This is a genomic window from Geothrix sp. 21YS21S-2 (assembly GCF_030846775.1).
Taxonomy (GTDB): Bacteria; Acidobacteriota; Holophagae; order Holophagales; family Holophagaceae; genus Mesoterricola.
Window position 1 is genome coordinate 1,783,530 of the sequence record NZ_CP132910.1, and the last position, 12,503, is coordinate 1,796,032.

Here is a 12,503-nt window from a genome sequence, read left to right on the forward strand (position 1 = left end):
TGCCAGTTTAGTGGGTTTCGGTCTCCCGGCCCTTGGGGATTTTATGTTTGGGACGGGGCTCGCCGGCGATGACGGCCCGGGCCTCGGCGGCGTCGGCGGGGTGGGAGGCCATCCAGGCCTCGGCCCAGGCCGGCACGGCCCCGTCCTCGTAGTCCCGCTCCTTGCGCAGGTCGCTCACCAGGGTCTGGACCATGGCGTCGTGGCGGTCGCCGGGCTTGGGGGGGATGTGGCCCTCGAAGATGGGCAGGGCGAAGTAGTCCCTCAGGGTCTTCTCCACGGGCTTGCCCCAGACGGCGTAGGTCCGGTCCTCGGGGCCGCCCACGGGCTTGACGTTGATGTTCTCGCCGTAGAGGTAGTAGAAGACCGCCTCCCCGTCGCTCCAGTTGCGCAGCACCTTCAGGGCCCCGCCCACCAGCAGGTCCTGGAGCTCCAGGTCCCGGGGCTTGTCGGTGCGGAAGTCCCAGGGCCCCACGTGGGCGTGGGCGACGCTGGGGTAGCCCACCTCGGTGACCATCACGGGCTTCCCGAACCGCGCGTGGAGGGTGCGGGCCTTGTTCACGATCCACCACCAGGCGTCCCGGATGGCCTCGGGCCTGGGGTACTCCTCGAACTTGTCGATGGGGTCGTAGGTGTTCATCCCGATGACGTCCAGGCAGTCCCCGAAGGTGAAGCTGTCGTGGCTGTCGAAATTGACGCTGTAGGTGATCTTGCCCTTGTAGACCTTGCGCACCTCGGCGACGAGGGCCCGCCAGCGGTCCGGGAAGGGGTGGGTGCTGGCCATCTCGGTGCCCACGCTGTACCACTCCACGCCCTCCTCCTGGGCCAGCGCGGCCAGGTGCACGTTGAAGGCGGTGTAGTCCGCCCACCACCGGTCCCAGTGGGCGGGGCGGATGTTGCCCCGCCACCACTTGGCGTTCTCCGCCTCGTCCCGCAGGTTGATGGTGGGGAAGAACATCACCCGCAGCTGCAGGTCCCGGGCCTGGCGGAAGGTGCGGCGGAGCGCGCGCTCCGTGGGGCTGCTGGTGGGGTGGCGCACGATCTCGTCGGAGGTCCCGGTCTCCATGCGGTAGATGGCCTGGAGGCTCACGCAGGTGGCGCCGGTGCCCGCGATGCGCTCCAGCTCCTCCCGGTAGTCGTAGTCGGGCAGGCCCGCGTACATCCCCAGCACCATGCCCCGGGGCTGGGGCACCAGGCGGTGGGCGGACTTGTACCGGATGACGGCGACGGTCGCCGGGATCGCGGCGAGGGCCAGGGCGGCCAGGATCTTCTTGAACATGCAAACTCCAACCCATTCAGCTTAAGTCGCGGACGGGAGAATTTCCCGGTTAAACTGGGCCATCGCCTGAGGCCGCCCCATGCCGAAGATCCTGCTCGTGGAAGACAACGAGATGAACCGGGACTCCCTTTCCCGGCTCCTGGCGCGCCGGGGCTACGAGATCATCTTCGCCGAGGACGGCGAGGAGGCCGTGGCCGTGACCCGGGCCGCCCAGCCCGACCTGGTCCTCATGGACATCAGCCTGCCCAGGCTGGACGGCTACGAGGCCACGCGGCTCCTGCGCACCTTCGAAGCCACGCGGGACATTCCCATCATCGCCCTCACCGCCCACGCCATGACCAGCGACCGGGAAAAGGCCATGGCCGCGGGCTGCACCGATTTCGAGAGCAAGCCCGTGGAGTTCACGCGCCTGCTGGGGAAGATCCAGGCCTACCTGTCCTGACGCTGCACCAGCACCTGGAGGATCCTGCGGCCCTCCATCTTCTGCACCGTGAGCCGGGCGCCCTCCACCTCGACGACCTCCTGGGACACGGGGATGCGGCCCAGGCGCGCCATGATGAGGCCGCCCAGGGTGTCGAAGCCGTCCCGCTCGTAGACGAGCCCGGTGCGCTCCTCCAGGTCGTCCACGTGCACCTGGCCCGACACCAGGAACTCGCCCGGGGCCACCTCGACGATCTCGGCCTGGAACTCGTGCTCGTCGTGGATCTCCCCGAAGACCTCCTCCAGGAGGTCCTCCAGGCTCACGATGCCCGAGACGCTCCCGAACTCGTCCACCACCACCGCCAGCTGCTGGCGGTTGCGCTGCATCTCCCGCAGGAGCTGCAGGATGTTCTTGCTCTCGGGGACGAAGCAGGGGGGCTTGGCCAGGCCCGGCAGGTCCACCGTGGTGTCCCGGCCCACCTGCATGAGGTCCTTGAGGATCAGCACGCCCACGATGGTGTCGATGGTGCCGTCGTAGAGCGGCATGCGGGAGTGGCGGCTGCCGCGGAAGGCCGCCCAGGCCTCCTTGAAGGTGGCCGTGAGCGGGATGCCCTGGATGAGGGTGCGGGGCGTCATCACCTCGCGCACCACGGTGTCGCGGAATTCCACCACGTTGCGGATGAGCTCCCGGTCCTCCTCCTCCAGGATGCCCTCGGCCTCGCCCTCCTCCAGCAGGGCGTTGACGGCCTCCTCGGGCACGTCCTCGTCCTCGTCGATGCGGGAGCGGTCGTGGTCGGCGCGCTGGCGCTGCACCACCCGGGCCAGGGGCGCCACCAGGGGCGCCAGGATCCGGTGGGCGGGGGCGTACCAGGGGAAGAGCCGCTCCATCCAGATCCCGGGGTCGCTGGCCACCACCAGGGTGGGCAGCGCCAGGTCCATGGCCCAGAGGTAGACGAGGATCAGCGCGGCCAGCGTGTAGGCCCCCCCCGGCAGCAGCTGGCGCAGGGGCCAGATCAGGCTCAGGAGGACCACCAGGAGGGCCTGGTTGAGCAGGGAGATGCCCAGGCCCAGCACGTGGGGGTCCACCAGGAGCCGCGCCAGGAGCCGGTTGCGGAGGGTCTCGCCCTCCAGCATGCGGCGGCGCTGGATGGAAGGCAGCGCGTGGAAGGCCTCCAGGAGCCCGGCCATGACGGCCCGGTACAGGAGAACGAGGGCGATGAAGGCGACGAGCCAGGGGCCTGGGGCGATACTCGGGGGTTCAGTCACGACGCAATTCTAGCAGGCGTTTCTCCTCCGGCGTGAGCTTCCCGCGGAGCCGGGCCTTCTCGCGGATGGCCTCCATGGGGTCGCGGCTGAGCCCGTCGGGCGTGGGGGGCAGGCCCTTGCGCGCCCGCGCGGCGTTGAGGAAGGCGTAGGGCTCCGTGGCCAGCTCGGGGCTCCGGCGGAAGTGGTGGTAGGAGATCCAGCCCCCCGCCACGAACCAGATGCCCAGGGCCACGAGGCCCGCCCGCTGGAGCCGCCAGGTGCGCGCGGGGTCCTTGCGCACGTTCTGCCAGGCCACGCCCGCCGCCAGGTTCAGGCCGATGATGGCGGCCGTCAGGGCGAGGGTCCCGGTCCAGCCCAGCTGGTACCAGCCCCATCCCGTGCGCAGGCGGATGGGATCGGCCAGAAGGAGCCCAAAGATGATGTTCAGATGTAGCAGATAGAGCAGCAGGGACTCGCGGGAGGCCGCCATGACCACGTTGGCGCCGGGCCACCGGCCCCGCACGGCCTCGAACCACCCCAGGAAGCCCCCCGCCAGGCAGATCACCCCCATGCGCTGGGCGACGCTGGGCAGGGTCGTGTTGTGGAGCCGCCCGATCTCCCAGTCGGACCAGGGCCCGTTCCACAGCCAGGTCTTCGCCTGCCAGGTGCCCCAGGCCAGGAGGACCACGCCCGCCGCCGCCAGCACCGTCAGCCAGCGCCCCTCGGTCCAGCGCGCCCGGCCTTCCACGGGCAGCACCCGGAAGTGCCGGTACAGCGCCCCCAGCACCGACCCGAAGGCCGCGAAGGCGAACCACGGGAACAGCGGGAACAGCGCCGTGACCCCCCGGTCCGTGTTGCCGTTGACGAACCCCCGGATGGGCATCCAGAGCCCGTCGGCCACCCCGACGCGCCAGAGGTGGGGCGAGGCCAGCGTGACCCCCAGCGCCAGCGCCAGGGCCACCCCCGCGTAGACCATGGGCCTGCGGATGAGCCGCGCCAGCCCCTGGAGGATCAGGAGGGAGTACACGATGCATTGCAGCACGTCGATCTTGAAGAGCTCACGGTATTTCTGCGGCGTGGCCAGGACCGTCCACTCCGCCAGGGTCAGGCCGGGGGCGTGGAGGAGGTAGGCGCACAGCAGGATGAAGCCCAGGCGCCTGGCGGTGGGACCGAAGGGCCGGATCGTCCCGTCGGGACGGAAGGTGGACAGGGCCAGGCTGTAGCCCGCGGCCAGGATGAAGCTGGGCGCCACCAGCCCGTTGAGGTAGTTGAGGCCGTCGGGGATCAGCCCCTTGTGGAGCCAGACGTTCACGCAGTGGACCTCGATCATGACGATCACGGCCCACCCCCGGATGAGGTCGAGCCAGTCGCAGCGCCTGGATGGGGTCGGATCGGAGAGGGCCTGTAGGGACATGCCTAAAGGGTGCCTTACTTGGCCCCCCGGTGCTACCAGGGGATGGGCTTGCGGTTCCTGAAAAAGCCCCCGTTCGGGCCGTCGGGAGGCAGGGTGGCGAGCCAGATCGGCGTGCCGGCCCCCTTCTCCGGCGTGAGCGTCGCACCGGGGCCGCCCATGCGCGTGGCCACCCAGCCCGGGCAGCAGGCGTTGATCTTCACGTCGCCGGTGAGGTCATGGCTGATCGAGAAGGTGAGGGCGTCCAGCGCGGCCTTGGAGACGGCGTAGGCGAAGGGGCCCGTCAGGCCCTCTCCGAACGAACCCCAGCCCGAGCTCAGGTTCACGATGCGCCCGTAGCCCCGGGCCACCATCCCCGGCAGCAGCCCCCGGATGAGCGCCAGCGGCCCGAAGACGTGCACCTCGAAGGCCTGCCGCACCACCTCCGGCGCCACCTGCAGCGCCGTACCCTCCGGGCACACGCCGGCGTTGTTCACCAGCACGTCCACCGGACCCAGGGCCGCCAGGGCCCAGGCCACCGAGGCCCCGTCGGCCAGGTCCAGGGGCAGGAAGGTGGAGCCGGGGATTCCTGCGGCGGCGGCCTCGCCCTCGGCCGCGTCCCGGCAGCCCAGCACGACCTCCAGGCCGAGGGCCGCCAGGCCCCGGGCCGTGGCGAGGCCGATGCCGCGGTTGGCCCCCGTGACCAGGGCCCGCATCAGCGCACCTTCCCCTGCCTCACCACCAGCACGTCGCAGGGCGCGTGCTTGACGACCCTCGCCGCGGTCGAACCGAACAGGAGCCGCTCGATGCCCGAATGCCCCACCTGGGCCACCACCAGCAGCGAGTCCGCGTCGGCCAGGGCCACCAGCTCCTCGGCGGGGCTGCCCCACTTCACCTCCAGGGCCGTGCCCGGGAGATCGGCCACCCACTGCCCGAGGTGGTCCTTGGCATGGGCCTCCATGGACTGCAGCCAGGCCGGGTCCGGCAGGGCGATCTGGGCCTCGGGCAGCATGGGCGCGGGCGGTTGCAGCACGTGCACCGCCACCAGGGGCGCCCCGAAGGTCCGGGCCCACGCGGAGGCCTTGCCCAGGGCGGCCCGGGAGGCATCCGAGAAATCCACTCCGACGATCACCCGATTGATCATGGGGCATCTCCTGGGAACACCTCCAACATAGTCCCGCTGTCAAGCCCGGGCCAGGGAAGTCGGGGGCCGGCCCTTGAATTAGATGTTTAAACATGTATACTAGTTCCCGGAGGTGGTCCCATGATCATCCTGAGACCCGCGAACGAACGCGGACATTTCAATTTCGGCTGGCTCGACACGCACCACAGCTTCTCCTTCGGCAACTACCAGGACCCCGCCCACGAGCAGTTCCGGGCCCTGCGGGTCCTGAACGAGGACCGGGTGGAGCCCGGCCAGGGCTTCGGCGCCCACGGGCACCGGGACATGGAGATCCTCACTTGGGTGCTCTCGGGCTCCCTGGCCCACGAGGACAGCACCGGCGGACGCCACGCGCTGCCGCCCGGCACCGCCCAGCGCATGACCGCCGGCCGAGGCATCCGCCACAGCGAATTCAACGGGTCGGACACCGAGCCGGTGCACTTCCTCCAGATCTGGGTGCTGCCGGAAAGGGCCGGCCTGGCCCCCGGCTACGAGGAGAAGGCCTTCCCCGCGGAGACGCGGCTCAACCGCTTCGCGCTCCTGGCGAGCCGGGGCGGCCGGGAGGGGTCCCTGCACTGGAACCAGGATGTCGACCTGTGGACGGCCGTGCTGGAGCCGGGCGCGAGCCTGGAACTCGCCCTGCGGCCCGGCAGGGCCGCCTGGGTGCAGGTGGCGGGCGGAAGCCTCGACCTGGACGGCGTGGCCATGGCCGCCGGGGACGGGGCCGGGGTCACCGAGGCACCCGGCCTGCGCCTCACGGGGAAGGAGCGGGCCGAGGTGCTGGTGTTCGACCTGGCTTGAAGCCTACTTGGGAAGCGCGTCGAGGTTGGATTTCACGGTGACCCTGCGGGGATCGGAAGCCATGCCCGGAATCCGGAGGAAGTCCTCGTAGCACTCCCGGGCCGTGGGCACGTCGCCGGCCAACCGCGCCAGATCGCCTCTGCGCACCAGGCCGTCGGCCGCCAGCGGCCGGATCCGGCCCATGACCGGCCCATCGACCGGGATCCTGCTCACGTTGCCAAACTTGACGTACTTCCGGTAGTGCTCCAGGGCCAGGTCCGCGTTGCCCGCCGTCTGCGCCTGGTCGCCGAGGCCGGCCCAGAGGGGCAGGGCCGCCTTGATCGCGTCTGCGAAGTGCTTCCACTCGGGGTGCTTCTCCGCCATGCCCAGGTACTTCTCGAGCCTTTCGAGGGCGCCGGCCGGATGGGACGCGACCAGGGCCAGGCCCTTGGTGAAGTGGGTGTTGGCGATGGCTTCCGCCTGGGAGATCGATCCGGTCCCGGAAGGGCCCCTGGAGGCGCCGGCGCCGCCCCCGGCCCTGGGGTTGTGGGCGGCCTGGGTCGTCCACGCGGGGTTCGGGAGCGCCTCCCGGTAGGGGAGCAGCGGCGCCGTGACCTGGACGATGGCGTCCCCGCAGGAAAGGGCCAGGTCGTCCTCGGGGGTCACGGCCAGGCCCCGCGGGGCCAGGAGGGGCGAGGCGAGGGCCTGGCCCGGCTCCGCCCCGGTGAGGTGGTTGACGCCGGGAAGGCCGGCGGCGCACTCGAAGGTCCGGGTGCCCTCCCTCAGGACCCAGACGGCCCCGTTGGCGGCGTCGGCCAGGAAGAGATTCCCCCTGGAATCGACGGCTGCGGCCTCGATCTCGGGGAACCCGCCCGCGGTCCGTCCGGCCAGGCCGGGGACGTTCGCGGCCACCCCGGGCCCGAAGGCGAAGGGCGGACCGTCCGGAATCCAGGCGGGGCCCCCGGGCGCACCTTCCCGGTAGGTGTGGATCATGCAGAGGTCCTGGTCGCGGTCGGGCAGGACGACGTGGACCCGGTTGTCCCGGCCGATGGCCAGGGACTGGGGCCCGTGGGGCAGGCCGTCGGCCACCGTCTCCATGGCGAAGGCCGGGGCGGGTCCGGTGCCGGTGATCCTGCACAGGGTGACCCGCCAGGGGCCGCCGCCGGGGTTGGCCGCCAGGTAGGCCGCGTAGGCCCCTTCGGCCAGGGGCGCCGGCGCGGCACCCGGCCTGGGGGTCGGGGCCGGCGCCGCGGGGCTGCTGCAGAACGCCACCATGGCCTGCGCGTCCGGAGGATCCAGGGGGTTCGTGCGCGCCAGGGGGCCCCTGCCCCGGGCGGCGATGTGGACCCCCGCGCCCCCGCGGACGGGGTCCAGGACGTTCAGGACGCGGCCGTTGTCGATCATCTTGATGCGGGAGCCGCCATCCTCCAGGACGAACATCCGGGCCGAACCGTCCATCGCGATTTCGGTGGGGTTCTTGAACCGGGCGCCGGCGAGGGGTTCCGGTCCCAGCTGGGCTTCCTTCACCTTGGGGCTGCCGGCGAAGGTGCCCACCGCCCCGGACGGGACGGACCCCAGCCCGCGGAGGGCCACCCGGCGGATGCAGTTGTTCCCGGCGTCCACCACGTAGGCGTCGCCGGTGGACTGTTCCACCGCGATGCCCCTGGGACCCAGGAACCGGGCCTCGTGCCCCTTGAGGTGGTCGGCCCAGGGCTTTTCCGGCGTCGGGGTCCAGGGCGCGCCCAGGGAGGTGACGCCGCCGGGAAGGCCCAGGTGGACCCGGCGGATCATGTGCTCGTCCTGGTCCGCCACCCAGAAGGTTCCCGGGGCGGCGCCCGCTGCGAGCTGCGAGGGCCGGTTGAACCGCGCCTTCAGGGGTTCCGGGTCATCCTGGAAGCCCGCGTTGACGCGCCCCCTGGCGAGGGCGCCGGCCACGGTCCCGACCTGGCCGGCGGCGACGCTCCCGGCCCCGTCGGGGACGATGGCGACGGTGCGCAGGCAGTGGTTGTCGCGGTCGGCGACGAGGAGCTCGCCGTTGGCCACCAGGAGGCCGGCGGGGTTCCGGAACCTGGCTCCGGACTCGAGGCTGGAGCCGGGGCCGTCCTCGTAGCCGGACTTGATCCGGCCGGCGAAGGGCTTCAGCGTCCACAAAGCGTTGACGGGGTCGTCCCGGTCCGAGGCGAGCACCTGGATCACCCCGTTCTGGTCCCTGGAATCCCCCGCGGCCGTGAGGTCCCACTGGGGCCCCTTCTCCGTGGCGACGAAGACGAACCAGCGGTGGGCGCCGATGGGCGGCGGGAGCAGAAGCCGCGCAGCCGCGATCGCGACCGGGCGCCTCAGCCTGGGCGTGAGCACGGACCCGTAGAGCGGGTGGGTGTACGGGGCGCTCTCCGGGGCCAGGAGCCGGGTCTGCCCGTGGACGAAGTCCAGGACCCGGACGCCGTGCTCCAGGTCGGCCACGAAGGCGAAGCCGCCGGCCTCCGCGATGCCCGTGAGCGTGCCGAAGCGGGCGCCTCCGAAGGTCGTGACGGGTTCGGCCGGGAGCCCCGGATGGAGCGCGGTCGGGGGGAGCTGGGGGGCGGGTGCCGGAGCGGCGGGGCCCGGGGTGCCCGCGAGGGTGACGGGCGCGGCGCTCCCGTCCGGAGGCATGGCCTTGATGGTGTGGGTGCCGTTGTCGCAGATGAGCAGCACCCCATTCGCCACAGCCATGGGGCCGGGATTGGCGAAGCGGTCGGGGCTGGCCCCGTGGTCCGGCAGCCGGTACGATCCGGCGAGGCGCTCCACCACGCCGCCCACGGCGGCGATGCGGCGCAGGGTGGCGTCCGGGCCTTCGGAGATGATCACGTCCCCCCCATGGGCGGCCAGGCCCTTCACGTTGCGCCACCGCCCTTCCCTGGGGGCGCCGCCCGTCCGGGAATCCCCGTATTCCGGGGCGGGATGGGCCTTCCCGGGGTCCCCCGCCACCACCTCCAGGGACCGCCTGGCCAGGGATATCGTCGCCACCTGGTCCGGGGACCCCGGCCGGTCCTGCGCGGTGAGGGTGTAGGCCTGCCGGCGGGTGACGGTCACGTCCGCCCCGCTGGCGCCCGGCGCGAGGGGCACCTCGGGATCCAGGTCCGGGGAGGAGGCGCGGGCGCCCCCGGCGAGCCTGGCCAGGAGGTTGCGCCTGAGCGACAGGCCCGAGGGCAGGCCCGCGAACGTCCAGGAGAGGTGCGTGGAGTCCTGGTCATGGGCCAGGGGGTTCACCGAGGCGGCCAGGGTCAGGCCTCCCAGGGGCACGAAGGGCACCACGGTGTAGGCCGTGGAAGGGGAAAGCGCCGAATCGTTGGATGTGCCGTCGGAAAGGATGGCGGTCACGGAGACGCTGAAGGCGTAGCTGCCCGGATGGGTGGCGACCCCCGAGATCCTGCCGGTGCCGGGATCCAGGTCCAGTCCCGGCGGGAGTCCGGGGATCCTGCCGGTGGCGGGATCCGGGCCCATCCCCGGGGTGAAGGGGGTCAGCAGGACGTACCGGTGGGAGACGGCCTCGGGATCGTCGTTGGCGATGGCCGGGTCCCGGCCGATGGGCAGGTTGTCGTCGAAGTGGAAGTCGTCGTAGCGAAGGGTCATCGCGGGGCCCGGGTCCACCTGATAGACCAGGTCCGCCGTGCCGGTGCGGTCCCAGTTGCGCGCGGTGATCCGGAAGGGGTAGGTGCCCGGGACCCGGGGCACGCCGCTGATGCCGCCGGTGGTCGTGTCGAAGTGGAGTCCGGGGGGCAGGTCGCCGGTCCGGGTGAAGACCAGGCCGAACAGAGGGGCCGCGTTGGCGACGGAGGGGACCTGTTCGGTGAGCCGCTCCCGGGTGCGGCAGACGATCACCCCCGTGCCCGGATAGGACAGGCCGAGCGCGGAACTGTCGGAAACGACCAGGCTCACGGGGTCGGTCTCCGCCTTGTTGCCGCCCCCGTCGACGACCTCGACGGAGATGGAGGCGATCTCCACCCGGTCGGGCGTCCCCGAGATCACGCCGGTGGCGGAGTCCCAGGCGAGTCCGCTGGGCAGGGCGCCACGGAGTTCGAACCGCGCGAGGGGCAGGACCGCGTGGGTCACGATGGGGCCGATGGCGGCGACCGGAACGCCTCGCTTCAACGTCCCGGAGGCGTAGGCGATGCGCAGGGCAGGCACCGCCGTTCCGCCGCCGGCGGCCGGCGTGCTCCCGGGCCCCGGCGCGGGCGTGCCGCCGGCCGGCGGGGGAGCCCCGCCTCCGGACGGAACCGGATCCGGGTCCGGCGGAACGGCGACGTTTCCGGTGAAGGTGGCGGACGCGTGGTCGCCAAGGAGGTTGGTGGCCACGCAGGTCAGCACGAAAGCGCCCGGCGCAGGTCCGGAGATGAAGGCCACGGCGGCCCCGGCGCCTCCGGAGAGGGTTCCCTGCGGCGCCAGGGTCCAGGCGTAGGTCTCCCCCGGGCGGCCGCCGTGCAGCAGTCCCGCCACCTGCGCGGTCGAGGGCGCCACGGTCGCCGGGGCCAGGATGGTGGGAACGGAGGGGGCGGCCACGACGGCACAGGTTTCCGCCGCCGTGCTGGTGGCCCCGGTGACGGGGTTCCGGGCGGTGCAGGCGAGGAGGACGTGGTCGGCCTGGGGCGTGAACGCCACCTGCGGCCCGTCCGCCGAGGCCAGGGCGGCGCCCAGGGCGGTCCAGGCGTAGGTCTGGCCGGGGACGGGGTCCACCACCTCGGCGGCGTGGGGTCCCGCTCCCGCCCGCACCCGGGCGGGGACCGCCAGCCTGGGCGGCTCGAGGGAATAGGGAACGGCGGTCAGGGTCAGGGCGGTGGGCGCGGACACGTCCCCGGCAAGGTTCGCGGCGCGGCACCGCAGCGTGAAGGGGCCGGGCCTGCGCACGGTGAAGGTGACCAGGGGGCCCGCGGCCGTGGCCCGGTCCTGGGCGAAGGAGCCCTGGGCCGGGTCCATCTCCCAGTCGTAGGTCACCCCGGCCTGCGGCTCGAGGACGAAGGCGCCCTGGGGGGCGCCGGCCACGGTGGTCTCCCCGGCCTTCAGCTGCGGGGGGTCGGGAGGATCCAGGATCATCAGGCCGGCGGTGGTGCTCATCAAACCGTCCTCGCAGGTGACCAGCAGATGGTTCGCGTCGCCCGCGGTGACCGTCACCTCCGGGCCGCTCCCGGAAAGGGTGCCGTTCTTCACCGTCCAGCGGTACGTCGCCCCCGGGCGCGCGGGGTTGACCCGCACCTTGCAGGCCTTCCCCCGGGTCAGGAAGGCCTGGTCGGCCTGGAGGACCGGCTCCAGGCCGCTGCCCCGCACGACCTTCCCCTGGAAGGTGAACACACGCGCCTCGGCGGCGGCCTCCCCGGCGACGCCGCGGGCCTTCACCTCCAGCCGGTAGGTGGAGACCCCGGGTTTCGCCCGGAAGAGCACCACGTGGGCGGTGGGCCGGGTCCGGGCGCCCAGGAACTCCACCTCCCCGGAGCTCCATTCCACGTCGGTGTTGGCCCGGTTGAACCAGGCCACGTGGAGGTTGCCCACCCGGGCCACCGCGGGTGCGCTTATGTCAGGCAGGGTGTGGGTGGCCGGGACCACCTCCACCGTGGTCTTCGCGCTGGCGGTGGCGCCCAGGGCGTTCGTCACCACCAGGGTGTAGGTGGTGTCCGCCCCGGGTGTGACGGTGACGGGGGAACCGCTGGTCACCGCCACGGACCCCGGCAGGATCCGTCCGGTCCCCCCGGTGAATTCGGGGGTGAGGACGACGGAGGCCCCTGCCCGGATGCGGGCCGGGTCCGCCTTCAGGCTCCGGGCCACCGGCAGGGGGTGCACCCTGGCCTCGGCCACGTCCATGGCTTCGGGGGCCACCTGGGACTGGACCATGACATGGAACAACCCTTCCTGGAGGGGCGCCTTGTACACGCCCCCGGGGGAGACCTCCCCGCCCCCGGGTTCCATGACCCTCCACCGGACGTGGCGGTCGGTGGTCCCCCGCACGGTGAACCCCAGGGCCAGCTCCGTCCCGGCGGTCATTTCCGCCGTGCGCGGTTCGACCGTGATGCTGACCTGCTTCGCGGCATGCCGGTACCCGCCGTCCTGGCTGCAGGCGGGGGCCAGGGCGAGCCCGAGGGCGATCGGCAGGAACCTGAAGGTGGAGGGACGAACGAGGGCGAACGGGAGCATGGGGATCCTGAAGGAATCAAATCGATGAATTAATCATCGCAGATAGGTCCTTCATACGTGCCGCCGGGAAC

8 protein-coding genes are annotated in these 12,503 nt (G+C 72.2%); 2 read left to right on the forward strand and 6 right to left on the reverse strand.

Annotated features, from left to right (window positions below):
* Positions 1–7: 7 nt before the first annotated feature.
* On the reverse strand, positions 8–1,276 hold the full coding sequence (locus tag RAH40_RS08065) for a hypothetical protein (protein WP_306601579.1): 1,269 nt from the start codon (positions 1,274–1,276) through the stop codon (positions 8–10).
* A 79-nt stretch (positions 1,277–1,355) separates the two neighbouring features.
* On the opposite strand from RAH40_RS08065, the gene RAH40_RS08070 reads away from it, so the two are divergent.
* A complete protein-coding gene (locus RAH40_RS08070) occupies positions 1,356–1,718 on the forward strand; it encodes a response regulator (protein ID WP_306601580.1) in 363 nt (120 codons plus the stop codon).
* Here RAH40_RS08070 and RAH40_RS08075 read toward each other — a convergent pair.
* Genes RAH40_RS08075 through RAH40_RS08090 form a run of 4 tightly spaced genes read right to left on the reverse strand, consistent with a single transcriptional unit; the run spans position 1,706 to position 5,475 of the window.
* Complete coding sequence (locus tag RAH40_RS08075) at positions 1,706–2,962, reverse strand: hemolysin family protein (RefSeq protein WP_306601581.1); 1,257 nt, start codon at positions 2,960–2,962, stop codon at positions 1,706–1,708. The genes RAH40_RS08070 and RAH40_RS08075 overlap by 13 nt on opposite strands.
* Positions 2,955–4,355 carry a heparan-alpha-glucosaminide N-acetyltransferase domain-containing protein gene (locus RAH40_RS08080; protein WP_306601582.1) on the reverse strand — a complete coding sequence of 467 codons (1,401 nt, stop codon included), beginning with the start codon at positions 4,353–4,355 and terminating at the stop codon, positions 2,955–2,957. The genes RAH40_RS08075 and RAH40_RS08080 overlap by 8 nt, the downstream gene beginning before the upstream one ends.
* Positions 4,356–4,387: 32 nt before the next feature.
* On the reverse strand, positions 4,388–5,047 hold the full coding sequence (locus RAH40_RS08085; RefSeq protein ID WP_306601583.1) for an SDR family NAD(P)-dependent oxidoreductase: 660 nt from the start codon (positions 5,045–5,047) through the stop codon (positions 4,388–4,390).
* Complete coding sequence (locus RAH40_RS08090) at positions 5,047–5,475, reverse strand: universal stress protein (protein ID WP_306601584.1); 429 nt, start codon at positions 5,473–5,475, stop codon at positions 5,047–5,049. The genes RAH40_RS08085 and RAH40_RS08090 overlap by 1 nt, the downstream gene beginning before the upstream one ends.
* Before the next feature lie 120 nt (positions 5,476–5,595).
* Here RAH40_RS08090 and RAH40_RS08095 point away from each other — a divergent pair, with 120 nt between their 5' ends.
* Entirely contained in the window at positions 5,596–6,294 is a 699-nt protein-coding gene (locus RAH40_RS08095) for a pirin family protein (protein ID WP_306601585.1), read from the forward strand.
* 3 nt (positions 6,295–6,297) lie between these two features.
* Here RAH40_RS08095 and RAH40_RS08100 read toward each other — a convergent pair whose 3' ends face one another.
* Positions 6,298–12,432 (reverse strand): putative Ig domain-containing protein, encoded by a 6,135-nt coding sequence (locus RAH40_RS08100; RefSeq protein WP_306601586.1) that lies wholly within the window; start codon positions 12,430–12,432, stop codon positions 6,298–6,300.
* Between the last annotated feature and the right edge of the window lie 71 nt (positions 12,433–12,503).